Consider the following 22,191-nt stretch of genomic DNA (forward strand, 5'->3'; position numbering starts at 1 on the left):
CTCAGCCTTTGACGGCGAGGGCGGCCTGTATCGCGGCGCGGATCTCGTCGGCGATTTCTTCGGCTTCCTCGGGGTCGAAATCCATCGGAATCTCGATGCCGTCGGCTTCGATGAACAAGCGTACCATCCCCTGATCGGTCGGGCCGATTTGCAGGTTGGCCTGAATATCGCGTTCGGTATTGATGCCCATCGATGCCTCCGAGACTGAGCATTCGTGCTAGCGCGCACGGGGTTGAGAATCAAGTCACCTTTGCGGTCAGATAAGACATGGATAAAGTGGTTCTCAGAACGTTTCGCCCCGATGATGCCGCGTGGCTGGTCGAACAGCACGGGTTGCTCTATGCGCACGACGAAGGATTTGATGACAGCTTTGCCCCGTTGGTTGCGCGCATCCTAGAGGAGTTCATTGCCGACAATGACCCGTCCTTTGAAAAAGGCTGGATTGCTGAACGGGCTGGGCAAAGACTGGGTAGCATCTTCTGCGTGCGTGTTGACCAGACAACCGCCAAACTGCGCCTCTTCCTGCTTGTCCCCGAGGCGCGCGGACTTGGGTTGGGGAAACGGCTGTTACAGACCTGTACAGACTTCGCACGCGAGGCTGGATATCGGGAAATGGTTTTGTGGACCCATGAAAGCCATACGGCTGCCTGCGCGCTTTACAGGGCGTTTGGCTGGGAACTGATCGACAGCAAACCGGTGCATTCCTTTGGCGTCGATCTTGTCGAACAAAGCTGGAGAATTCGGCTTTAATCCTCTTGCATTCCCCCGGCGCGTTCGGTACATCGCCCCTCACAAAGTGCCGCCTTAGCTCAGTTGGTTAGAGCGCTGGATTGTGGATCCAGAGGTCCCCTGTTCAAGCCAGGGAGGCGGTACCATTCCCCCCAAATCGACTGTCCGTGCTCGCATCACCAAGCGTATTACAAGCGTAGTGTAGGCTTGAACGCCGGAATTTGCGGCGCGCCGTCTTTTAGCGCGCCAGGTTCAGTTTGAACCGCATTTTTGCCCGATTGGCGGTGGGCAGGTGGCGGTTCAGGCGTTTGTTGATCAGGCCAAATCCCCCGACAATCACCAATGTCAGCAGGATGAAATAGAACGCCAGAATTGGATAGGGGATGAAGGGGTTGAACGTTTTGTCCGCGAAATAGCTGGCGTAATAGAGCGCGTCGCCACGTTGTTGCCAGGCCGGAAAGGCCGAGAAGAAGACCAGCGTGGTGGCATGGAACAGAAAGATCGCTTCGTTCGTATAGGCCGGCCAGGCCAGACGCAGCATGGTGGGCCAGACGATCCGCCGAAACCGCGACCAGCCGGACATGCCATAGGCATCTGCCGCTTCGATATCTCCCTTGGGGATCGAGCGCAGGGCACCGTAAAAAATCTCACCCGAATAGGCTGCGGTGTTCAGGAACAGCACGATCAGCGCCCCGAGCCAGGCCGAGGTGAAGGCGTCGAACATCGGATATGTTTTCTTCAGCGACAGGAAGAAGAAATAGGCAAAGAAGAACTGGATAAAGAGAGGCGAGCCCCGGAACAGAAAGATGAACCATTCGGCAGGTTTGCGCAGCCATTTGTTGGTCGAGGCTTTGCCGACGGCCAGCGCGGTGGCCAGAAAGAACCCGGTCGCCAGCGCCATGACGCCGAAATAGATGTTCCAGATCATGCCCGAGCCGATCAGGGTGAACTGTTCGCACAGGGTGAAATCGGTCTTGGGCAGCAGGCGTTCGCCAAAGCCAAGCGACCGCAGGCCGTAATCCTGAATGGTCTGGATGCAGCTCATGCTCGGGCTCCTTGGAAAGGAGATTGCGGGCGCGAAAGAGATTGCTGTGCAATCGCGTGCGGCGCCCGGTTGCGGTCTTGAACGCGGATCATCATGCCGTGGTCTCCTTGCGCAGAAGCTCTCCGCCGGAAGTGGCCTGTCCGTGGGACAATCGCCGCATCAGTTTTTCCAGCCCAATTTCCGAGAAACGGGTCATGCCAAGGTAGAAGATCAGCAGGAACAGGAAATACCACATGCGCCAATCGCCATGTGGATATTGCGTGAATTTCGAGGTTTTGGTGCCGCCAAGTTCGCGCGCCCAATACACGATATCTTCGACGCCCAGCAGGAAGAGCAGGGGTGTCGCCTTGATCAGCACCATCCATAGATTTGACAGGCCGGGCAGCGCGTAAACCCACATCTGAGGTACGAGGATTTTCCAGAAGGTCTGGCGGCGATTCATGCCATAAGCTTCGGCCGTTTCCAGTTGCGCATGTGGTACGGCGCGCATTCCGCCGAACAGGACATTGGCCGCAAAGGCGCCAAAAACGATAGAGAAGGTGATGACCGCAAGGAAAAACCCATAGGTTTCATGCATCCATTCAGGCGCGGTCCCGAGTGGCAGCTTGGCAGCCTGACAAACAAGGAAATCATTGCCCTGGCGGATTGGGTCGGTCCAGTCCGGGCACAATATCTTATGCCGCGTCCACTCGAACGCCTGATCCAGTGCGATGACGAAAAACAGGAAAAACGCAATGTCGGGCACGCCGCGCACAATCGCGATATACCCTTTGCCCAGCCAGCTGAGCGGGGGGAAATGCGAGCGCGCCGCCATGGCACCTGCAAACCCGAAGCCAAGTGCGACGGGCGCGGTCACAGCCAGCAAGGCCAAAACCTTGATGAAAGACAGGTAGAACGACCAGTGTACGCCATTGGTCAGGTAGCATGAAAACCAGCGGAACGTGCCCAGCGTGTCAGGATCAGCGCAGTACGAGAACATATGGCGTCTTTCCAACGTCTGTTCCGGCTAGGCCGGAATCGGCCCGGTGCCGAGGCACCGGACCGGGATTGGTCAGGTCTTAGTTGGTGACGACCGAACCGTCAGTACCGTATGTGGCGGTGCCTTCACCGAACCACTTGATCAGCATCTCGTTCAGCGTACCGTCGGCTTTCATCGAAGTGATGGCTTCGTCGAACTTGCCGCGCAGTTCACCGTCGCTTTCACGCAGGCCCATGCCGACGCCGCCGCCCAGCGGAACCGGATCGCCGATAAAGACCAGCTCACCGCCCGATTCCTCGACCAACGGCACCAGATAGTCGCGGTCGGCCAGAACGGCATCGGCTTCGCCGTTACGGACGGCTGCAATGGTTTCTTCCGGGGTCGCGAATTCAACCAGGGTTGCACCGGATTCGGCAACGTGGCCTGCCTGGATCGTGGCGGTTTGCGCAGCAACGACACCACCGGTTACGTCTGCCGAGTCAGAGGTCGCGACATAGGCCGACGCGGTCGGCGGGTAATAGTCTTGGGTAAAGTCGATGACCTCATCACGTTCGGCAGTGATCGACATACCGGCGATGATGGTGTCGTAGTTGCCCGAGACCAGGTTCGGAATGATCGAATCCCAGTCGTTCTTGACCCATTCACACTCCAGGTTAGCGCGTTTGCACAGCTCGTCGCCGACTTCACGCTCGAACCCGTCGATTTCACCTGCATCGTTGATGAAGTTGTACGGAGGGTAGGCGCCCTCGGTGCCCATGCGGACCGTGTCGGCCATCGCGATACCAGCAGTCAGCGCCAGGGCTGCAGTGGACAGAATCAGGTTTTTCATTGGTTACTCCCCAGTTTTGGTTCTGTTCTTGAAGTTAAGCCGCTTGAGTAGCGGAGAGAAAGCCCCGAAGCCGTTCGGATTCGGGTGACGTAAAGATATCTTCGGGCAAACCTTCTTCCTCGATCAGGCCCTGATGAAGAAATACCACGTGGCTCGAGATATCTGCCGCCATTTTCATGTCATGGGTCACGATGATCATGGTGCGCCCTTCTGCGGCCAGATCCTTGATCACCTTGATCACTTCCTGTTCCAGTTCGGGATCCAGCGCCGAGGTCGGTTCGTCGAACAACAGCGCCTGCGGTTCCATGCACAGCCCCCGCGCGATCGCGGCACGCTGTTGCTGACCGCCGGACAATTGCGCCGGATAGGCGTCGCATTTGTCGCCAATCCCAACTTTCTCAAGGTATTTGCGCGCGCTGTCTTCCACTTCGGCCTTGTCGCGGCCCAGAACGGTCACGGGGGCTTCCATCACATTTTGCAGGATGGTCATATGCGCCCACAGATTGAACTGCTGAAACACCATCGACAGGTTGGTGCGGATGCGCAGAACCTGCTTGGGGTCCGCGGGGCGACGCCCATGGCTATCGCCCGACCATTTGACAGGCTCGCCTTTGAACAGGATTTCACCCTGCTGGCTGTCTTCCAGCAGATTGCAGCAGCGCAGCAAAGTTGATTTTCCTGACCCCGATGACCCGATCAGCGAGACCACGTCGCCGCCATGTGCTGTGATATCCACCCCCTTCAACACTTCCAGATTGCCGAAGCTTTTGTGAAGGTTTTTGATTTCGATGACGGGAGCGATTTCTGTCACGGGCAGTCCAGTAGTTTGTGGTGTTGGTGCGGTAATAGGGCCGAAAAATTTGCTCAATGCAATGCGCAATTCGCAAATTCAGGGTCGGAAACAGCCAAAATGACCAAATGCACCGGACAATTTGGTCATCAGATTATCCGCTGTGCGCATGGCGGTGGCGGGGTCGGTACGGACAGGTACTCCTCCGCCGGGATGTCGATCAGCCCCTGAATATGCAGCGTTTTGCGGTCGTGTTCGGCAAGGCCGACTATTGCGGTTCGAACTGCGTCTGCGACCAGATCCGCGTTTTGGTCGGGTCCAGTAATATAGGGCAGGGTTGGTGTAGGAGAGGTTTTTGCCAATTCGCGCAGGCTTTTGCCCAGATCGGTATGTTCCTGCAACATCATCCAGGTCAATGCATCCAGCGCGGCGAAATCTGCCTTCCCGTCCGAGACCGCCTGCGCTGACAGCGCGTGACCGCCTGTTTCCAACAACGACGCAGGATTCAGGTTCTCTCGGGATAGATGCGTGATCGGTGCTGCCCAGCCGGATTGAGACAGCGCTTCGTTATACGCGAAGATACCGTCAGTCATGCCCGCCAGCGTGCGGTTGTCGTCGCGCCGCGCCACAAAGACCGAGCAATAATGCCCGGCAGGACAACCGGGCAGGCCGTAATCCGGGGTGCCCACCAGTTGAACCCGACCATGCAAGCGTGTGCGATAGGGCATTCCACAGGTCTGCGCCAGCACCAGTTCGGGATCAAGCCAGACCTGCCAAACATCGGTGTCTCGGGTCAGCTGTTCTGGCCCGCATCCCAAATGCGCACGAATCAACCCCCAGAACCGATCATTGGCGGCCTGAACCTCGGGCATGTCATACATGCCAAGCATGGCGATCAAGATTTAGCGGCCTTTTGCCGGGCCAAAGCCGAATCCACGTCGCTGACCCCTAGTAAGCTGACAACCAGACGCAGCAGCGAGTCCTCCTCACCCGTACGGTGGCCATCAGCCAGCGCCACCGACCACAGCGCCTGAACCACCGCCAGCCGGTTTTCATAAGCGACAGCTTCTTTGATGGCACGGGTAAAACGGACCGTGTCGGGGGCCTCGGCCTCAAGATCTTCGGCACGGGCGCGCAAAGCCGCGCTTTCGAACGGGGACAAACCGTATCGTTCAGCCGAGATGCGGTCGATGCGCGCCATCTCAGAATCAGAATAATCGTTGTCAGATCGTGCCAGACGCACCAGCAGGGCCGTCAGGGCCAGGCGGGCATCATCTTCGACAAGCGGGTCGGGCTTGGGCTGTGTGAGCCTGGAAAGAAAGTCGCTGAACATGGGTAAGATATAGCGGGCGCTTAACTCACATCCAAGCGGCTTTGGACGCGCTCGCGCGCTGCCTGACTGTCATTATAGCTCAGGCCCATGGCAATGCGGGCTTCTTCGACGATCTTTATCTCGCCCTCGTCCGAACTGCCATCTGCCAGAACGATTTCCCACAACGCGTCAAGGGCTGCCAGCCGCTCTTTTAGGTCCGTGGTTTCCCGGATCAGTTTGCCGAACGTATCAGTTTCCGGTGCCGCAGCATGGAGCTTTTCGCAGGTGGCCCGAACCTTGGCCGCCTCAATCGCGTTATGCTACTAAAGACGAGCCAGTATCTTGTCGATCAGACTGATCTCTTCCAGCTTATAATCGCGATCTGCCTGCGCGACGCGCACCATCAGAGCACCCAGAGCAAGTTCTGCATCCGGGTCCGGCAATTGTTCATGATGAGGCGGTCTGAGCGCCTTAAAGAACCTTTTCAACATAACAAACACCTAGACGACAGGTCGTGATCGGCCAAGCACGAAATGCCGGTCTTGCTATAGTATTGCGTGTGTCCCGCGCTGAACCAGAGCTGCGCGGCACCGGGTACACACCGGCCAACAATCAATCATTGCCCAATATCCATGAGTTTCAATTTGTCCTTAAGAAACAAAGGCCTGCGTTTACCAGGTCAGCGCCTCTTTGGTTGCGTTCTGCAACCAGGCCAGCATCTGGCGATAGGGGACCGGGCCGTAGCTGATCCGCGCGACCCCGAGCTTTGCCAGAGTGGCCGTATCCGGCGTGCCGGGCAGAGCGATGATATTGACCGGCAACGTGGTGGATTCGCAAAGCCGGGCGATCAGGGCTTCGTTCTTTAGCCCGGGGGCAAAGAATCCGCTGGCGCCTGCGTCAGCATAGGCATTGGCACGGGCAATGGCCTCATCCAGCATCGTGTCGTCATGGGTGTCCGCTGCGGCCTTCAGGAAGATATCTGTGCGCGCATTGACATAGCCGGGAATGCTTGCGCGCGCGCAAGCGTCGCACATCGCTTCAACGCGTTTGGCCTGAGTGGCGATATCGTAGAGACCGTCACCACCGATGATCTGGTCTTCAAAGTTGAACCCGACAACACCGCAGTCAAGTGCGCGCCGAACGTTTTGCGCGATCCCTTGCGGGTCTTCGGCATAAGCCCCCTCGAAATCCAGTGTTACCGGCAAATCAATCGCCGCAACGATGCGGCGTACATTGTCCAACGCGGCCTCAAGTGGAATGTTCTGCCCGTCGCCATAGCCCTGCGCCATGGCAACAGGGGCACTGCCGGTCGCGATGGCCTGGGCACCAGCGTCCCGAACGGCGCCAGCGCTGCCAGCGTCCCAGATATTGAACAGAATGACAGGATCGCCCTTCTTGTGAAGGCTGGTAAAGGTCACGGCTTTCTGGGACTGGCTGGTCATCGGAACTCTCCTGTTGTCACGTATCCTACAGCTAACGCTGAGAAAATGACCCGGCCAGAGTTTTTGCACCCAGCCAGGTCAATTTAAGGTGACGGCACAGGCACAGATTGCGTCAGCTTCGCAAAGCACCTGTGACATCCACCGGTTTGAAACCAAGGTCTCAGGCGTCGCCCGCAGCGCCAGAGACGAATTTCGCGCTAAACGCAGATTCGCCCAGACGTTGCAGAAGGCTCAGCTGTGTCTCCAGCCAGGCTTTATGACCTTCTTCTTCCATCAGGATGCGTTCGAACAGTGTACGCGAACCAACATCACCAACTTCGGCCGCCTGTTGCGCTGCATTGGTGTAGAAGTCGACGGCCTCACTCTCGTCTTTGAGATCAGAGGCGAACATCTCTTCCAGCGTGCCCGCTGCGGCTGGGCTTTTCTGAAACGCAAGCTCGGGGGTTCCACCCAGAAACAGGATACGTTCGATAAAGGCGTCAGAATGCACCAACTCTTCCTGCATCTCGCCCCGCATTTTCTCGGCCAGAATATCAAGGCCCCAGTCGTCCAGAACATGCGCGTGCAACTGGTATTGGTGCGCGGCAGTAAGCTCCATATGAAGCGCTTGCTGAAGGTTGGTGATCGTTGTTGCGTTGCTCATCGGAAATCTCCTGAAACCGTGAAATGCAAAAGCAGAAAACCTGCCTCTCCACACAGTTAAGAGGTCAGCCCCCACGAAACAACGTGGGGTGACAGTCCGACACAGTCAGGGATCAAACCAGGCGCGAGGTGTCTTTCGCGGCCCGCACAAATTCGCGAAACAGCGGATGCGGGTCAAACGGCTTGGACTTCAATTCCGGATGGTACTGAACGCCAATGAACCACGGGTGATCCGCCCATTCCACGATTTCGGGCAGACGTCCGTCCGGCGACATGCCCGAAAACTTCAGGCCCGCTTTTTCAAGCTTGTCGCGATACTTGATGTCCACCTCATAGCGGTGGCGGTGACGTTCCTCGATCTGCGTGCCGCCATAAACCTCGGCCACTTTGGATCCATCCGCCAATACTGCGTTGTAAGCCCCAAGGCGCATTGTGCCGCCCTTGTCGTCGCCGACCTTGCGCTCGACCTTGTGGTTGCCCTGTACCCACTCCTTGAGGTGATAGACCACCGGTTCAAACCGTTTCTTCCCGGCCTCATGGTCGAATTCCTCGGACCCGGCTTCGGTAATACCCGCAGCGTTCCGCGCAGCCTCGATCACCGCCATCTGCATGCCAAGACAAATGCCCAGATAGGGAACCTTGTGCTCGCGCGCATATTGCGCCGCCTTGATCTTGCCTTCGGTGCCACGCTCGCCAAACCCACCGGGGACAAGGATGGCGTGGAAGCCTTCCAGATACGGGGCCGCGTCTTCGGTGTCGAAAACCTCGGCATCCACCCACTCGATCTTGACCTTCACGCGGTTGGCCATACCGCCATGGGTCAGCGCCTCGGCAATCGACTTATAGGCGTCCTCAAGCTGCGTATATTTGCCGACAATGGCCACTTTCACTTCGCCCTCGGCGTTGTGGATGCGGTCGCTCACATCTTCCCATTTGGCCAGATCGGGCTTGGGAGCGGGGCTGATCTGGAAGGCATCCAGAACGGCCTGATCCAGCCCCTCGCGGTGATAGGCCAGCGGCGCGTCGTAAATGGTGGACAGGTCCTGTGCCGCGATCACGCTGTCTGGGCGCACGTTACAGAACAGGGCCAGCTTTTCCCGTTCCTTGGTCGGGATCGGCCCTTCGGACCGGCAGACCAGAATATCGGGGGCCAGACCGATCGAACGCAGTTCTTTAACCGAGTGCTGGGTCGGCTTGGTTTTCAACTCACCCGAGGCCTTGATGTAAGGCAGCAGCGTCAGGTGCATGAAAATGCACTGCCCGCGCGGCTTGTCCTGACTGAACTGGCGGATGGCTTCAAAGAAGGGCAGGCCTTCGATATCGCCCACAGTGCCGCCAATCTCGCACAGCATGAAATCAACCTCATCCTCGCCTATGGCGATGAAATCCTTGATCTCGTTTGTGACGTGCGGGATCACCTGAATGGTCTTGCCAAGGTAATCGCCACGGCGTTCTTTCTCGAGCACGTTCGAATAGATCCGCCCGGAACTGACCGAGTCGGTCTTGCGGGCAGCCACGCCGGTGAACCGTTCGTAATGGCCCAGGTCCAGATCGGTTTCGGCCCCGTCATCGGTGACGAACACTTCGCCATGCTCAAACGGCGACATCGTGCCCGGATCGACGTTCAGATAGGGGTCCAGCTTGCGCAGACGCACCGAATAACCGCGGGCCTGCAACAAAGCGCCCAAAGCTGCCGAAGCCAGCCCTTTGCCCAAGGACGAAACCACACCACCGGTGATGAAAATAAAACGTGCCATAGTTTTTCGGCTGCTCCCGTGAGACGTCAAAATCAGCTGCCCGGCGGTTCCGAAAAACCGCTGCATCACGGGACTTCACGTATAAAGGATTCGCGCCAAAAGCGCAAGAGAACCGCAAGATGCTGTTGCAGTCCTCTCTCAGGTTTCTAGGTTTTGTGGATCAATCCGCCTGCGGGATCAGCGGCGCGTTGTCGTCCTGTGCCGGCGGCAGAAGATCATCAACCGACGGAATAGCCGGAGCGCTTTCCTCGGTCGAAGCCGGTGCCGGAACGCCCAGACGGTCGATTACCGAGCTGCCCGAAGATTTCTGAGCCGCAAGAATGGTCAGTGTGATCGAGGTGACGATGAAACACGCTGCAAGTATCCAGGTCAGCTTGCCCAAAGCCGTCGCTGCCGCGCGACCGGTCATCGCACCACCGCCACCGCCCATGCCAAGGCCACCGCCTTCAGACCGCTGCATCAGGACAACGGCGATCAGGCCCAGAGCCAGAAGAAGATGGATGATGAGAACGACGTTTTCCATGGTGGTCCTGTACAGCGTGGCGTGTATCGCGTGGTACTTATGCAAGTTTGCCAGCGGGGGCAAGTCAGGAGTTGGCATCAACTTCCTTGATGTATCCCATCACGTCAAAGGGACTGGACAGTGCGTTGAGTTGTGACGCAGGCTGCGGCCATGCCACATGACGATCACGACCACCCGCATGCCCTGTTGCCACCCGAACCCGCATTGCGCGTCAAAGCGCTTGAGACGATTCTGACTCGCAAAGGGCTGATCGATCCGGCGGCTCTGGACGAGATCATCGACACCTATCAGAACAGGATCGGGCCGCAAAACGGTGCGCGCGTAGTTGCCAAAGCCTGGAGCGACCCTGCCTTCAAAGCTGCCCTGCTTGAAGACGCCACTCCGGTCGTAGCCGACCTTGGCTACTATGGCCGCCAGGGCGAACATATGGTGGTGGTTGAGAACACACCGGATCGGCACAACATGGTCGTCTGCACCCTGTGCAGCTGTTACCCTTGGCCACTGCTGGGTATCCCGCCCGGATGGTACAAGTCCGACGCCTACCGAGCCCGCGCGGTGCGAGAACCGCGTAAGGTGCTGGCCGAGTTCGGCGTCACCTTGTCCCAAGACACCTCTGTACGGGTTTGGGATTCGACGGCCGAAATTCGCTACCTTGTCTTGCCCATGCGCCCTGTAGGCACAGAGGGGATGAACGAAGAGGGGCTTGCCGCGCTTGTGACGCGCGACAGCATGATTGGCACGGGCCTTCCAAGGGTGCCCGCATGACCCGCGTTCACGATATGGGAGGACGTTTCGGTGACGGTCCGATAAACCCCGAGACAGAGGAAGCGCCGGTCTTTGCCGAAGACTGGCACGCCCGCGCTCTTGCGGTGACACTTGCATCCGGTTTTCTGGGGCAGTGGAACATCGACGTTTCGCGCCACGCGCGAGAACGCCTGTCCCCGAAGGATTACGCCCGGTTTTCCTATTATGAGAAATGGATATCCGGTCTGGCCGATCTGCTGGTCGAAAAGGGTGTTCTGACATTGGATGATCTGCGTGGCGCGAGCGGCGACAACCCGCATCCCTTGGCGGACAGAGCACTCAAGGCGGAAGCGGTGTCCGCTGCGCTGGCCAAAGGCGGGCCTGCGGACAGGCCTTCCAATGTCGCGGCGCTGTATTCTGTGGGGCAAGAGGTTGTCACGGTCCAACCGGCGGCAAATCGCCTCGTGGATGGAGGTCACACGCGCCTGCCTGTCTATGCATCCGGTGCCAGGGGCCGAATCCTGCGCCTGCACGGAACCCATGTTCTGCCCGATTCCAATGCGCATGGGTTGGGTGAGGCGCCAGAGCCGATTTATGCAGTGGCTTTTGCGGCATCAGAACTCTGGGCCGCCCCCGAACATCCCGCTGACCAGGTGGTTCTGGACCTCTGGCAAAGCTACCTGCAACCGGCATGAACGACTGTATCACATACGGAGCCCCCGAGCCGGTTTTTGCTGAGCCCTGGCACGCTCAGGTCTTTGCCGTCACAGTCGCGCTGAACGAGGCCGGGCGGTTCGAATGGGCGGATTGGGCGGCGCGTTTTTCAGCGACATTGAAACGCAACGGGCTTGCCCGGGAACTGGATGGCGGTGACGATTACTTCCACGCATGGCTGGAAACGCTTGAAGCATTGCTGGCCGAACAGGGCGCTGCCATGCCGAAGGATGTGCTTGATCTGCGTAAGGCCTGGGAAGAGGCTTACCTGACCACTCCGCACGGACAACCTGTCCACTTGCGATGACAGGGTAGGGGGGCTCTGCCCCCGCCGCCCGTTCCGGGCGCCTCCCCCGGGATATTTAAAGCCAGGTGAAGTAGGGGATCCGCTCTTCATCTGGCTACAAATATCCCCGCCGGAGGCATCGCGCGCCTGCGCGATTTTCCTCTGCGGCGAAATATCGGTTTCCCTGCCGTTTTTGCCCCGCTATATGAGCCGGGTTTGATCACTCAGCACGAAAAGGACCGGATATGGCCAACGTGGTTGTTGTCGGCGCCCAATGGGGCGACGAAGGAAAAGGCAAGATTGTCGACTGGCTCAGCGAAAGGGCGGACGTAATCGCGCGTTTTCAGGGCGGTCACAATGCCGGTCATACGCTGGTGATCGACGGCGAGGTCTATAAGCTGCACGCGCTTCCTTCGGGTGTGGTACGCGGCGGCAAGTTGAGCGTTATTGGCAATGGGGTGGTTCTGGACCCCTGGCATCTGGTCAATGAGATCGCAACCATCCGGGCGCAGGGTGTTGAGATTACGCCCGACACGCTGATGATTGCCGAAAACACGCCGTTGATTCTGCCGATTCACGGCGAGTTGGATCGTGCGCGCGAGGAAGCTGCGAGCAAAGGCACCAAGATCGGAACAACCGGTCGTGGAATTGGCCCGGCCTATGAAGACAAGGTTGGGCGGCGTTCCGTTCGCGTTGCCGATCTGGCGGACGAAGCCACGCTGGAGGCCCGCGTGGACCGCGCATTGCAACATCACGATCCGTTGCGCAAGGGTCTGGGTATCGAACCGGTTGACCGCGACGCGCTGGTTGCTCAGCTCAAAGAGATCGCGCAACAAATTCTGCCGTTTGCGGCACCTGTCTGGAAAGTGCTGAACGAAAAGCGCAAGGCCGGGAAACGCATCCTGTTTGAAGGGGCGCAGGGCGCGCTGCTGGATATCGATTTTGGCACTTATCCCTTTGTAACGTCTTCGAACGTGATTGCGGGTCAGGCGGCAACCGGTGTTGGAATCGGTCCGGGCTCGATCAATTTCGTGCTTGGCATTGTTAAGGCCTATACCACCCGCGTTGGAGAAGGGCCGTTCCCGACCGAGTTGGAAGACGCAGACGGTCAGCGTCTGGGTGAACGCGGGCACGAATTCGGGACGACAACAGGCCGCAAGCGCCGCTGCGGCTGGTTCGACGCCTGTCTGGTGCGCCAGACCTGCGCAACCAGCGGCGTGAACGGCATATCGCTGACCAAGCTGGATGTTCTGGACGGGTTTGAGACCCTTAAGATCTGCACGGGGTATCAGCTGGATGGCGAGCGTTTGGATTACCTTCCAACCGCAGCTGATCAGCAAGCCCGCTGTACCCCGATTTATGAAGAAATGCCGGGGTGGAGCGAATCGACCGAAGGCGCGCGCAGCTGGGCCGATTTACCTGCAAATGCGATCAAATATGTACGTCGGGTCGAAGAACTGATCGAATGCCCGGTGGCACTTTTGTCCACCAGCCCGGAGCGGGATGACACCATTCTGGTGACAGACCCCTTTGCCGACTGATGAGCGAAAAACAGAAGACAGGGTTGAGTTACAAGGCACGCCGGCGCTGGTCGCTGGTGATCCTTGTGCTTGGCCTTCCGCTGTACATCATCGCTGTTGTGACGATCGTGAACTTGCTGGGGCGTCCTCCGATCTGGATTGAGTTGCTGGTTTATATCGTGCTGGGCATCCTTTGGGCCCTGCCGTTCAAGTTTGTGTTTCGCGGCGTCGGTAAAGAAGACCCCGATCAGTCCTAGCGCTCGTCAGGTACGTGTAAATGACCGGGCCTGCTGAGCACTGCGCAGGATTACGCGCGGTCCTCGGAGGTATTTTGTCGGCTGTCTGGTATCAGTCGAAACGCTCGGGCTTTGTCATTCAGGGCAGGAGTATGGTCCAACGGCAAAAAGCAAAAAGGCCGGGGGTAAACCCGGCCTCGCTTGTGAACCTTCCAGTGTGATCAGCCAACGGCACGCTCGTCATCGGGGCGAAAACCGATCAGGTTGGACGCCGCGAAACGCCCGCCTCCGGCTTTCTCGATCTTGCCATCGCGCAGCAACTGTCCAAAAGAACGCAGGCTTTCTTCGCGATTGAACTCGTCCTGTTTCAGTGAACGCACCTTGTTCATCAGCTGCGGGCGCGAAAACTGCTCCTGACCTTCGATGAAGGACAGATATGCGGCAGCCGCTTCCAGAAGATCAGGCAGCGATTGCGCACCCTGTTCCTGTGCAAACTGTGCGAAACCGCCTTCCTCCGATCCGGTTGCTTCCTGGTCTGCGGTGACACGACGTGGCGAGACCGGGCTTGCGGATGTTCCGTGTTCATCCACCCGCTGCTCGGCCACCAGCTTGAGCGGCGCTGGAGCTTCCGGTGCCGGACGCATGCTGGTTACCTTGATTTCGGGTCGCCGTGGGCTGACCACGGATGCCAGATCGCCGCGATATTCCCGGTCGGCCGCCTCTTCCGAGCGTGCCTGACCGTCGCGGTCGGCTTCGGTGGCTGCGACGGCGGTGCGCAAGTGCGAATAGGTTTCGCGCGCATCGCTGCTGCTGGGGTCATCCATATGCTCGCCGGTCTTTGCCATCAGGCGCGACATATCCTGATCGGGATCCGCATCGTCCGCCAGTTTTTGGCTCGAACGACCGGACAGGTGCTGTTCGATCTCGGAAATTTCGGTCAGCAGGTGCATTTCGTCGTCTGCCGTCAAAACACCCTGCGCCAGGTCTTCCTCGACCGGTTCATCGTCGGATTCAATTGCTACGTCTTCTACGTTGAGGATGTTGGGGGCATCCTCTTCGTCGAAATCGTCTTCGGCAACGTCTGCAAGATCAGCGAACAGAGGCTCGGCGGCGGTCTGATCCGCCACCGGTGTGTCTTCGATCTCGTCGATTTGCAAGGGCTGGGGGGTCAGGGGCGCCTGCAAGTCAACGGTTTCTTCGATCTGAGTTTCAGCAACTTCGGGGATCAGCGCATCAGCTGTCTCAGCCGCTTGTGGTTCCGCGGCCTCCTCGTCAAGCGCCTCGTCAACCGCAGGTGCCGCCAATTCTTCGGTTTCCTGGGCTTCAGGCTCTTTGGGTTCGGCAAAGTCATCCGCGCTGAGAGCACCAGCCTCAAACGCGGCGGCCACAGCATCTACCGGAGGAGCGGATTTGGCCATCAGAGACGAGTCTTCGTCTTCGGAATACTCGGCAGCGGGCACATCGGAATGAGAGACGACCGCGCGAATACGCTGCAGTTTCGCCGCGATGCTGTCAGCAGCCGGGGGCGGGGTGTCTGCGACAGGTTCTGCCTCAGCGAACGCGGTCTGCGCAGGGGTCGGTTGTGGCTGAACATGAGCGGGAGTTTCGGCTACATTGACTGCGGCCGTGTGCGGGGCCGGTTCTTCAGCAGCAACTGGCGCTTCGGTTGTCTGAGTGGCACGCAGCAACAGGCCGGATTCGTTCTGACGGGCTTCGACGCGCTGTGATGCGTCACGCCGGGCGATGCGGGTCAGCATTTCGGCATCAGGTTGCGGGGGTTCCGAACCGAAGTAACGGTCATCCGCTGCGAGATCGCGGAAATACTCGGCGATGGCTTTCATCGTTTCAAAGGAATCATCAAATCCTTCCAAAGTGCAGGAGAAGGTTCCATATGAAACGGTTAATACCTTGTTATTCTGTACCATCAGACGCACGTCCTTTACAAACTACGAGAGCCCACTTACCCGGAATCGGGAGCACACGAAGGCTCTGAACTTTATGCATGAACCTATCATTTTGTGGTCTTAATGTGTCCAAATCCGGGAAAAATGGCCAATCTTAGGAAAATCGAGCCAATTGTACGCTCTATCGATCCAATCGGGCTGTTCGGAGGGGGATTTATCGGATCTGGAGACCTGAATCTGGTGCTGAATCGCGTCAATTCGGTCGTTGCCGCCGATGGCGGAGCGGACATTTTGACAGAATCAGGCCGGATTCCCGATGCGGTGATTGGTGACTTCGATTCGCTGAGCAAAGCGACGCAAGCCAAAATTCCCACGGATCGCCTGTTTGCCATCCGCGAACAGGACAGCACCGATTTCGACAAGGCCCTGCGCAATCTGCACGCTCCGCTGGTTCTGGGGGCTGGGTTTCTTGGCGGGCGACTTGATCATCAACTGGCCGTTCTGAACGTTCTGGTCCGGCGGCAGGATCAGGCCTGCATATTGCTGGGCGAACGTGAACTGGTTTTTCATGCGCCGCCAGAGATCAAGCTGCCGGTTGCGCCCGGCGATGTGGTCTCGCTGTTTCCGATGCAGCCGGTGACGGGGCGCAGTACCGGGCTGGAATGGCCGATTGATAATCTGGCCTTTCAGCCGGACGGGCAGGTGGGAACATCCAACCGTGCACTGGCGCCTGTCGAGCTGAAGATGGATGGGCCGGGCCTGCTGGTGATGATCCCGCGCACAGCACTTGATCCGCTTATGCAGGTGTTTCTGTCGGGGCAGACCGGGCGCTGGCCCGCTCGCGCAGAATGACGTACAGGCCTGCGGCAATGGTGATGACGATGCCAGCCGCAGCCAATCCATCGGGCAGGTCGTTGAAAATCACCCATCCGATCAGGGTTGCAACCGGGATTTCCAGATATTGCATCGGGGCCAGTGTGGCAGAGGGCGCATAGCGCAGCGACCACGTCATCAGCAGATGCGCGACCGTACCCAACACCCCGATCGCAATCAGCAGCCAGTTCAGATCGCTGGATGGCAGGGTCATCGAGAGCTCCTGAATGTTCATTTGCGTGCCAATCAGAAGGAGCGGTGCCAGAAGGATCGTCGCAAATACGCCGGACACGGCTTGCAACGACACCGGATCGGTCTCTTTCGCGACTTGCCGGGTGACCAGCATGAACAAGGCAAAAACCACGGCAACGATCAGTGGCAGCAACGCAGGTGCACCCACCTCGGCAAAGCTGGGTTGAATGACCAGCAATGTGCCGATGAACCCAACGACGCAGGCGGCAAGACGGCGGGAACCGACCTCTTCCTCCAGAACATATCTGCCCAGCAGCAGCATGATGAATGGCATGACAAAGGCAATTGCAACGGCATCCGCCAAGGGCAGGAATTGCAGCGCGCTGAACATGGCCGAAATGCCGATGATATGCAGCAGCGTCCGTAGCAGGGTCAGCCGCAGGATGCGGCCGCGCATCCGCCAGGGTCGCCCCGTCACCGCAACCAGGGGGATCAGGATCACCGCTTGCACCGCGAAACGCACCATGACCAGCAGACCCAGCGGTGTGGTTTCACCCAAAAGCTTCGCCATCGCATCCCCCAAGGGTGCGAGCACGCAAAAACCAAGCATCAAAAAGATGCCAAAGACGGGTCTGTCCTGGGTCATGAGCGCGACGCTATCTGTTTCGCGACGCAGAGGGAAGCGCTGTTGTCAGCGGTCGGGCAGGGGATGAACCTTGGTGTAATCCGGCCCGATGCAGGTGGGCAAACCATCCTCCAATTTCAGCCATTTCAGCTTTTCTTCATGCGCGACATGCAACGTAGGTTCCAGTGTGTCAGGAGAGTCCAGTGTCGCGACATAAAGGTGCATCACATCCGACATGGCGGTTGAACGGAAGGACATTGGCGTGCCGCAGTGCGGGCAGAAGCTGCGCTCGACACCGGGAGAGGAGTTGAAATGCTTGGGCTCTTCACCGGTCCACCGCCAATGGCCATCCCGAACTCCGAAATACGTTGTCATCGGCGCTGCGCATTGGCGACGGCAACTGTCGCAATGGCAGGTGACGCATGACAGTACCGGAGGGTCGACCTCGAACCGGATCTTGCCGCACAGACAATGTCCACGCATGTCGCCCCTCGCTTTCTGTTTCAGCAATTCGGTACGTTCACAGCCAGACCACCCAGCGACGTTTCCTTGTATTTCTCATGCATGTCATGGCCGGTCTGGCGCATCGTCTCGATCACTGCGTCCAGCGGCACGAAATGCTGACCATCCCCGCGCAAGGCCAGCGAGGCGGCTGAGACCGCTTTGATGGCCCCCAGCCCGTTACGTTCGATACAAGGAACCTGAACCAAACCGGCAACAGGGTCGCAGGTCATGCCCAGATGATGCTCCAGCGCGATCTCAGCGGCATTTTCCACTTGCTCGGGGGTTCCCCCCATCACGGCGCAAAGCCCGGCTGCCGCCATGGCAGCCGCGCTGCCAACTTCGGCCTGACATCCCGCTTCGGCACCCGAGATCGAGGCGTTGTATTTCACCAACCCGCCAATGGCCGCTGCGGTCAGCAGGAAATCTTCGATATGGCTTTCGGACGCGCCCGGTACGTGATCCAGGTAATAGCGCAGAACAGCGGGCAGAACACCTGCGGCCCCGTTGGTGGGCGCGGTGACAACCTGCCCGCCCGCCGCGTTTTCCTCGTTGACCGCCATGGCATAGACGCTCATCCAGTCGTTGATCGTGTGCGGCGCGGTCAGGTTCATGCCGCGTTCGGCCATCAACGCATCATAGATGCCTTTCGCGCGGCGGCGCACTTTCAAACCGCCCGGAAGGATGCCGTCGGTGGTCAAGCCGCGTTCGATACAGGCATTCATGACGTCCCACAGGCGAGCCGAGCCTTTGGCAAAACTGTCAGCGCAGCCCCGCGCGATCTCGTTCGCGCGCTTCATCCCGGCTATGGTCTTGCCACTGGATTTGGCCATCTCAAGCATTTCTGCGGCGGATTTGAACGGGAACGGGACCGGGTCGCCTTCATCGGTGTCTTTCCCTTCGGCCAGTTCTTCCTCGGTCAGGACAAAGCCGCCGCCGATCGAATAAAACACCTGCCGCAGGATGACATCGCCCTGTGCGTCGGTAGCCATCAGGATCATCCCGTTGGCGTGCCCGGGCAAATTGTTGTCGTAGTCAAAAATCAGATCCGCCTTGGGATCGAAATGAAGCGTCGGCAGGCCTTCGGGCGTTACGGTGTGCGTGCGTGCTATATCGGCCAGCGCGGCCTCGGCCTTTTCGTTGTCATAGGTGTCGGGAACAAAGCCCGCCAGACCCAGAATGGTCGCCCGATCGGTCGCGTGGCCGACGCCGGTGAAGGCCAGCGAGCCGTGCAGCGAACCTTTCAGGCCCGTAAATTCAAAGGGGGACGCGCGCATCATGTCCAGAAAGCGCGCCGCGGCCACCATCGGGCCCATTGTGTGTGATGAAGACGGGCCAATGCCCACTTTGAACATATCGAAGACAGATAGGAACATATCAGATAGCCGAGCCTTCCGGGGGATTAGCGTAAGTAGGGGATGTGAAGGGTGTAACGCCCAAACCTTCCGCAGCGATTGCCGAACGGGTGGCGGGGCATGTCTCAAGGTGCAGAAGCACTTTCTGCAAATGTGGCGTGTCGGCCAGTTGATACCAGCTGCGGTCAGCACTTACGGGGTACAGGGCCATCCAGCGCATCATGCAGGCGACATAATAGGTCAGAACCGATGGGACACCTGCGCGAAACCACTCAGGCCCGCGTTGCGCCAGCGCATCCAGCAGCCGCAGGTGCTGCTGCAACCGGGGTCGGATGCCCGCGCGCAGCGTGTCGGCCTGTGAGGCGTCTATGTATTTTTCAGCGTAGAACAGGATGCGAAGATCCGCATGCAACGTGTTGGACGCGAAGAACAGCCATTTCAGAAATCCGGCGCGTTCAGGATCATCCGCCGCCGGGGCCAATTGACCATGGCGCTCTGTCAGCCAAAGCAGGATCGCCGCAGTTTCAAAGATCGGGCCCTGCGGCGTTTCCAGAACCGGGATCAGCCCGTTGGGATTAAGCGACCGATACGCGTCGCTGTCCTGCTCGTTCTGGCGGCGGTCCACCACCACGGTTTCATAAGCTACGCCCATCTCGTTCAGCGCCAGCCGGATCACCAGCGAGGCGTTGTCAGGGGCGTAATGCAGGCGGTACCGGGTCAACATGCGCGCAACTTACAGCGCAAAGATGTGGGTGTAAGACATGATTGCGACTTTTCCGACAGGAAACGCGTAGTCCTGAGACATCTTAACACCAGTCGGATCGCAAAATGGGGTCGCAGTCGTCTGACGCATTCCCTATAACTCGGTCAGAATAAACTGGGAAAGCTGCCATGACCAGAGATCTGTCGCCAATCGACACCGCGAAATATGTTGCCGCGTACCGTGCCGCCGACATGGTCGAAGACGGGATGCGTGTCGGTCTTGGAACAGGATCGACAGCCGCCTGGCTGGTGCGCCGTCTGGGTGAACGGGTGCGCGAAGACGGACTGCGGATCAAGGGTGTTCCAACCTCGACCCGCACGGCGCAGCTTGCCCGCGAGGTTGGTATCGATGTCATCTCACTGGATCAGGCCGGTTGGCTGGACATGACCATCGACGGCGCGGATGAGTTCGATCAGGACCTGAACCTGATCAAGGGCGGTGGCGGTGCGCATCTGCAGGAAAAGATTGTGGCCACGGCCAGCGACCAGATGATCGTCATCGCCGATGCAGGCAAAGAAGTTGAAACTCTGGGGGCCTTTCCGCTGCCTGTCGAGGTCATTCCCTTTGGCTGGCAGACAACACGCACATTGATCGAGGAAGCTCTGGATACGATGGATGTGCTTGGGACATCCTCGGCGCTGCGCATGAATGGCGAGGCCCCGTTTGTGACCGATGAGGGCAACCACATCCTTGACCTGCACCTCAAGCGCATCGGCAACCCGCGCCAGATGGCGCTGATCCTGAACCAGGTGCCCGGTGTTGTGGAAAATGGCCTGTTCATCGACATCTGCGACAAGGTCGTGATCGGCCATGGCGATGGCCGGGTCGAGCTGCGTGATATCAACGCGGGTACGGTCGCAATGGATCAGCTGCTCAGCAGATCGCGCGATAACCTGTTTTCCGATTTTTCGGACTGAGTATCGTGCAGGTCCCTCCGGCAAGTGGCTATGAAAGTTCGAATTTTCCACGCCGGGGGTTGGCACAGGGTTTTTTACACCCAGATATCCAGAGAATTTTGCAAGTTGAACGAAGGAACCCGGCATGAGCTTTGACTATGATCTTTTTGTCATCGGTGGAGGTTCGGGCGGGGTCCGCGCGGCGCGTGTTGCGGCGGGTGAAACCGGCGCCAAGGTCGCGCTGGCCGAAGAAGACCGGTATGGCGGCACCTGTGTGATCCGGGGCTGCGTACCCAAGAAGCTGATGGTCTTTGCCAGCGAATACTCGGGCATGGTCGGGGACGCGCAGGCCTATGGCTGGGACATTCAGCCCGGCGCGTTCAACTGGAACAGTTTTCACGGCAAGCTGGTGGCCGAGCTTGATCGGTTGGAAGGGATATATCGCAATATCCTGAAGAACAACGGCGTCGAAAGCTTTGACCATCGTGCGCGCCTTGTGGATGCCCACACGGTCGAGCTGGCCGACGGAACCCGCAAAACGGCCAAACACATTCTTGTCGCCACCGGCGGTCGCCCGGTTGTTCCGGATTTTCCGGGCTCGGAACTGGCGATTACGTCGAACGAGATATTCCACCTGGACAAGCTGCCCGAAAGCATCCTGATCGTTGGGGGCGGTTATATTGCCTGTGAATTTGCCGGGATCATGAACGGGCTGGGGGTCAGGACGACTCAGTTCTATCGCGGCGCACAGATCCTTCGGGGGTTTGATGACGAGGCGCGTGGACTGATCAGCGAAGAAATGTGTCAGAACGGCATCGACCTGCATCTGGGCACCAATGTGCTCGAGATGAAAAAGCAGGGCGACAAGATCTGGGTCAAGGCCACCAACGGCTCCGAGCAGAGTTTTGATGTGGTGATGTATGCCACGGGCCGTGCGCCGAATGCCGATAACCTTGGGCTAGAGGCTTTGGGCGTTGAACGCGGCCGTAAGGGCGAGATCATCGTGGATGAATACAGCCAGACCGCTGTGCCCTCGATCTATGCCATTGGCGATGTGACCGACCGGGTGAACCTGACACCGGTTGCGATCCGTGAAGGGATGGCTTTTGTGGAAACCGTATTCAAAGGCAATCCGACACCGGTGGATCACGACTTGATCCCGACTGCGATCTTCACTCAGCCTGAGATGGGTACCGTAGGCCTCAGCGAAGAAGAGGCGGCAGCGCAGGAACCAATCGAGGTCTATGCCACATCTTTCAAGCCGATGCAGAAATCTTTTGCTGGCGGCACGCAGCGGGTGCTGATGAAACTCATCGTCTCTCAGGCGACGCGCAAGGTGTTGGGTTGCCATATTGTCGCCCCCGGTGCCGGCGAGATGATCCAGCTGGCGGGAATCGCCGTAAAGATGGGCGCGACCAAGGAAGATTTTGACCGTACGGTTGCAGTTCACCCGGTCGTGGCCGAAGAACTGGTGACAATGCGGCAACCTGTGCGCACGGCTTGATTTGCAAGCGCGCGCACACACGTTACAAGG

25 protein-coding genes, 1 tRNA gene and 1 pseudogene are annotated in these 22,191 nt (G+C 58.6%); 10 read left to right on the plus strand and 17 right to left on the minus strand.

Annotated features, from left to right (window positions below; translation table 11 throughout):
* Position 1: 1 nt before the first annotated feature.
* Positions 2–190, minus strand: coding sequence for a DUF6324 family protein (locus tag ACR0DY_RS12720; protein ID WP_117869403.1), 189 nt, complete (start codon positions 188–190; stop codon positions 2–4).
* A 77-nt stretch (positions 191–267) separates the two neighbouring features.
* Here ACR0DY_RS12720 and ACR0DY_RS12725 point away from each other — a divergent pair, with 77 nt between their 5' ends.
* A complete protein-coding gene (locus ACR0DY_RS12725; RefSeq protein WP_480545688.1) occupies positions 268–750 on the plus strand; it encodes an N-acetyltransferase family protein in 483 nt (160 codons plus the stop codon).
* A 48-nt stretch (positions 751–798) separates the two neighbouring features.
* Positions 799–875 (plus strand) — tRNA-His (locus tag ACR0DY_RS12730).
* A gap of 92 nt (positions 876–967) precedes the next feature.
* Here ACR0DY_RS12730 and ACR0DY_RS12735 read toward each other — a convergent pair.
* From ACR0DY_RS12735 to secG, 11 genes and pseudogenes are all read right to left on the minus strand, one after another.
* Positions 968–1,774, minus strand: coding sequence for an ABC transporter permease (locus ACR0DY_RS12735; RefSeq protein WP_480545687.1), 807 nt, complete (start codon positions 1,772–1,774; stop codon positions 968–970).
* 91 nt (positions 1,775–1,865) lie between these two features.
* Positions 1,866–2,753: an ABC transporter permease gene (locus tag ACR0DY_RS12740; protein WP_480545686.1), complete on the minus strand. Its 888-nt coding sequence runs from the start codon at positions 2,751–2,753 to the stop codon at positions 1,866–1,868.
* Between the two features lie 79 nt (positions 2,754–2,832).
* Positions 2,833–3,582 (minus strand): transporter substrate-binding domain-containing protein, encoded by a 750-nt coding sequence (locus ACR0DY_RS12745; protein WP_267365285.1) that lies wholly within the window; start codon positions 3,580–3,582, stop codon positions 2,833–2,835.
* 34 nt (positions 3,583–3,616) lie between these two features.
* On the minus strand, positions 3,617–4,393 hold the full coding sequence (locus tag ACR0DY_RS12750) for an ABC transporter ATP-binding protein (RefSeq protein ID WP_267365283.1): 777 nt from the start codon (positions 4,391–4,393) through the stop codon (positions 3,617–3,619).
* A 128-nt stretch (positions 4,394–4,521) separates the two neighbouring features.
* Complete coding sequence (locus ACR0DY_RS12755) at positions 4,522–5,271, minus strand: phosphate/phosphite/phosphonate ABC transporter substrate-binding protein (RefSeq protein ID WP_480481552.1); 750 nt, start codon at positions 5,269–5,271, stop codon at positions 4,522–4,524.
* Complete coding sequence (locus ACR0DY_RS12760; protein WP_209504296.1) at positions 5,268–5,705, minus strand: tellurite resistance TerB family protein; 438 nt, start codon at positions 5,703–5,705, stop codon at positions 5,268–5,270. The genes ACR0DY_RS12755 and ACR0DY_RS12760 overlap by 4 nt, the downstream gene beginning before the upstream one ends.
* Before the next feature lie 20 nt (positions 5,706–5,725).
* A pseudogene (locus ACR0DY_RS12765) lies at positions 5,726–6,175 on the minus strand (tellurite resistance TerB family protein).
* 180 nt (positions 6,176–6,355) lie between these two features.
* Positions 6,356–7,126 (minus strand): isocitrate lyase/PEP mutase family protein, encoded by a 771-nt coding sequence (locus ACR0DY_RS12770; RefSeq protein ID WP_480481550.1) that lies wholly within the window; start codon positions 7,124–7,126, stop codon positions 6,356–6,358.
* A 160-nt stretch (positions 7,127–7,286) separates the two neighbouring features.
* A complete protein-coding gene (locus ACR0DY_RS12775) occupies positions 7,287–7,769 on the minus strand; it encodes a bacterioferritin (RefSeq protein WP_267365948.1) in 483 nt (160 codons plus the stop codon).
* A 112-nt stretch (positions 7,770–7,881) separates the two neighbouring features.
* Positions 7,882–9,525, minus strand: a complete 1,644-nt coding sequence (locus tag ACR0DY_RS12780) for a CTP synthase (RefSeq protein ID WP_209595839.1) — start codon at positions 9,523–9,525, stop codon at positions 7,882–7,884.
* 160 nt (positions 9,526–9,685) lie between these two features.
* A complete protein-coding gene (gene secG, locus ACR0DY_RS12785; protein ID WP_209504291.1) occupies positions 9,686–10,048 on the minus strand; it encodes a preprotein translocase subunit SecG in 363 nt (120 codons plus the stop codon).
* A gap of 150 nt (positions 10,049–10,198) precedes the next feature.
* On the opposite strand from secG, the gene nthA reads away from it, so the two are divergent.
* The 5 genes from nthA to ACR0DY_RS12810 all read left to right on the plus strand — a co-directional run bounded on the left by nthA (position 10,199) and on the right by ACR0DY_RS12810 (position 13,569).
* Positions 10,199–10,813, plus strand: a complete 615-nt coding sequence (gene nthA, locus ACR0DY_RS12790) for a nitrile hydratase subunit alpha (protein WP_480486051.1) — start codon at positions 10,199–10,201, stop codon at positions 10,811–10,813.
* On the plus strand, positions 10,810–11,487 hold the full coding sequence (nthB, locus tag ACR0DY_RS12795) for a nitrile hydratase subunit beta (RefSeq protein ID WP_480898400.1): 678 nt from the start codon (positions 10,810–10,812) through the stop codon (positions 11,485–11,487). Before nthA ends, nthB begins: the two co-directional genes overlap by 4 nt.
* Positions 11,484–11,813, plus strand: coding sequence for a nitrile hydratase accessory protein (locus tag ACR0DY_RS12800; protein WP_480486048.1), 330 nt, complete (start codon positions 11,484–11,486; stop codon positions 11,811–11,813). The genes nthB and ACR0DY_RS12800 overlap by 4 nt, the downstream gene beginning before the upstream one ends.
* Positions 11,814–12,037: 224 nt before the next feature.
* On the plus strand, positions 12,038–13,333 hold the full coding sequence (locus tag ACR0DY_RS12805; RefSeq protein ID WP_480481536.1) for an adenylosuccinate synthase: 1,296 nt from the start codon (positions 12,038–12,040) through the stop codon (positions 13,331–13,333).
* Entirely contained in the window at positions 13,333–13,569 is a 237-nt protein-coding gene (locus ACR0DY_RS12810; protein WP_480481534.1) for a DUF2842 domain-containing protein, read from the plus strand. Before ACR0DY_RS12805 ends, ACR0DY_RS12810 begins: the two co-directional genes overlap by 1 nt.
* A 200-nt stretch (positions 13,570–13,769) precedes the next feature.
* Here ACR0DY_RS12810 and ACR0DY_RS12815 read toward each other — a convergent pair whose 3' ends face one another.
* Positions 13,770–15,473 carry a hypothetical protein gene (locus ACR0DY_RS12815; RefSeq protein WP_480826280.1) on the minus strand — a complete coding sequence of 568 codons (1,704 nt, stop codon included), beginning with the start codon at positions 15,471–15,473 and terminating at the stop codon, positions 13,770–13,772.
* A 219-nt stretch (positions 15,474–15,692) separates the two neighbouring features.
* Between ACR0DY_RS12815 and ACR0DY_RS12820 the strand changes: the two genes are divergently transcribed.
* Positions 15,693–16,304, plus strand: a complete 612-nt coding sequence (locus ACR0DY_RS12820) for a thiamine diphosphokinase (protein WP_480898402.1) — start codon at positions 15,693–15,695, stop codon at positions 16,302–16,304.
* Here ACR0DY_RS12820 and ACR0DY_RS12825 read toward each other — a convergent pair.
* Genes ACR0DY_RS12825 through ACR0DY_RS12840 form a run of 4 tightly spaced genes read right to left on the minus strand, consistent with a single transcriptional unit; the run spans position 16,249 to position 19,722 of the window.
* Complete coding sequence (locus ACR0DY_RS12825; RefSeq protein WP_480481528.1) at positions 16,249–17,163, minus strand: DMT family transporter; 915 nt, start codon at positions 17,161–17,163, stop codon at positions 16,249–16,251. The genes ACR0DY_RS12820 and ACR0DY_RS12825 overlap by 56 nt on opposite strands.
* Before the next feature lie 45 nt (positions 17,164–17,208).
* Positions 17,209–17,625 carry a GFA family protein gene (locus ACR0DY_RS12830; protein WP_480481526.1) on the minus strand — a complete coding sequence of 139 codons (417 nt, stop codon included), beginning with the start codon at positions 17,623–17,625 and terminating at the stop codon, positions 17,209–17,211.
* A 20-nt stretch (positions 17,626–17,645) separates the two neighbouring features.
* On the minus strand, positions 17,646–19,019 hold the full coding sequence (locus ACR0DY_RS12835; protein ID WP_480481524.1) for an L-serine ammonia-lyase: 1,374 nt from the start codon (positions 19,017–19,019) through the stop codon (positions 17,646–17,648).
* Position 19,020: 1 nt separating this feature from the next.
* On the minus strand, positions 19,021–19,722 hold the full coding sequence (locus tag ACR0DY_RS12840; protein ID WP_480545683.1) for a glutathione S-transferase family protein: 702 nt from the start codon (positions 19,720–19,722) through the stop codon (positions 19,021–19,023).
* A gap of 167 nt (positions 19,723–19,889) precedes the next feature.
* On the opposite strand from ACR0DY_RS12840, the gene rpiA reads away from it, so the two are divergent.
* Together rpiA and gor are read left to right on the plus strand one after the other, a co-directional pair.
* The gene (gene rpiA, locus ACR0DY_RS12845) at positions 19,890–20,678 is read left to right on the plus strand and encodes a ribose-5-phosphate isomerase RpiA (protein WP_480481520.1); all 789 of its coding nucleotides are present in this window, start codon (positions 19,890–19,892) and stop codon (positions 20,676–20,678) included.
* Positions 20,679–20,802: 124 nt separating this feature from the next.
* A complete protein-coding gene (gene gor, locus ACR0DY_RS12850; RefSeq protein WP_480898405.1) occupies positions 20,803–22,161 on the plus strand; it encodes a glutathione-disulfide reductase in 1,359 nt (452 codons plus the stop codon).
* Positions 22,162–22,191 lie beyond the last annotated feature (30 nt).

The sequence above is a fragment of the Ruegeria sp. O6 genome, assembly GCF_056535045.1.

Excerpts from the sequence above, each read along its gene's own strand:
- ACR0DY_RS12720 (WP_117869403.1), bottom strand. The coding sequence starts at position 190 with ATGGGCATCAATACCGAACGCGATATTCAGGCCAACCTGCAAATCGGC.
- ACR0DY_RS12725 (WP_480545688.1), top strand. The coding sequence starts at position 268 with ATGGATAAAGTGGTTCTCAGAACGTTTCGCCCCGATGATGCCGCGTGG.
- ACR0DY_RS12735 (WP_480545687.1), bottom strand. The coding sequence starts at position 1,774 with ATGAGCTGCATCCAGACCATTCAGGATTACGGCCTGCGGTCGCTTGGC.
- ACR0DY_RS12740 (WP_480545686.1), bottom strand. The coding sequence starts at position 2,753 with ATGTTCTCGTACTGCGCTGATCCTGACACGCTGGGCACGTTCCGCTGG.
- ACR0DY_RS12745 (WP_267365285.1), bottom strand. The coding sequence starts at position 3,582 with ATGAAAAACCTGATTCTGTCCACTGCAGCCCTGGCGCTGACTGCTGGT.
- ACR0DY_RS12760 (WP_209504296.1), bottom strand. The coding sequence starts at position 5,705 with ATGTTCAGCGACTTTCTTTCCAGGCTCACACAGCCCAAGCCCGACCCG.
- ACR0DY_RS12770 (WP_480481550.1), bottom strand. The coding sequence starts at position 7,126 with ATGACCAGCCAGTCCCAGAAAGCCGTGACCTTTACCAGCCTTCACAAG.
- ACR0DY_RS12775 (WP_267365948.1), bottom strand. The coding sequence starts at position 7,769 with ATGAGCAACGCAACAACGATCACCAACCTTCAGCAAGCGCTTCATATG.
- ACR0DY_RS12780 (WP_209595839.1), bottom strand. The coding sequence starts at position 9,525 with ATGGCACGTTTTATTTTCATCACCGGTGGTGTGGTTTCGTCCTTGGGC.
- secG (WP_209504291.1), bottom strand. The coding sequence starts at position 10,048 with ATGGAAAACGTCGTTCTCATCATCCATCTTCTTCTGGCTCTGGGCCTG.
- nthA (WP_480486051.1), top strand. The coding sequence starts at position 10,199 with ATGCCACATGACGATCACGACCACCCGCATGCCCTGTTGCCACCCGAA.
- nthB (WP_480898400.1), top strand. The coding sequence starts at position 10,810 with ATGACCCGCGTTCACGATATGGGAGGACGTTTCGGTGACGGTCCGATA.
- ACR0DY_RS12800 (WP_480486048.1), top strand. The coding sequence starts at position 11,484 with ATGAACGACTGTATCACATACGGAGCCCCCGAGCCGGTTTTTGCTGAG.
- ACR0DY_RS12805 (WP_480481536.1), top strand. The coding sequence starts at position 12,038 with ATGGCCAACGTGGTTGTTGTCGGCGCCCAATGGGGCGACGAAGGAAAA.
- ACR0DY_RS12810 (WP_480481534.1), top strand. The coding sequence starts at position 13,333 with ATGAGCGAAAAACAGAAGACAGGGTTGAGTTACAAGGCACGCCGGCGC.
- ACR0DY_RS12815 (WP_480826280.1), bottom strand. The coding sequence starts at position 15,473 with ATGGTACAGAATAACAAGGTATTAACCGTTTCATATGGAACCTTCTCC.
- ACR0DY_RS12825 (WP_480481528.1), bottom strand. The coding sequence starts at position 17,163 with ATGACCCAGGACAGACCCGTCTTTGGCATCTTTTTGATGCTTGGTTTT.
- ACR0DY_RS12830 (WP_480481526.1), bottom strand. The coding sequence starts at position 17,625 with ATGCGTGGACATTGTCTGTGCGGCAAGATCCGGTTCGAGGTCGACCCT.
- ACR0DY_RS12835 (WP_480481524.1), bottom strand. The coding sequence starts at position 19,019 with ATGTTCCTATCTGTCTTCGATATGTTCAAAGTGGGCATTGGCCCGTCT.
- ACR0DY_RS12840 (WP_480545683.1), bottom strand. The coding sequence starts at position 19,722 with ATGTTGACCCGGTACCGCCTGCATTACGCCCCTGACAACGCCTCGCTG.
- rpiA (WP_480481520.1), top strand. The coding sequence starts at position 19,890 with ATGACCAGAGATCTGTCGCCAATCGACACCGCGAAATATGTTGCCGCG.
- gor (WP_480898405.1), top strand. The coding sequence starts at position 20,803 with ATGAGCTTTGACTATGATCTTTTTGTCATCGGTGGAGGTTCGGGCGGG.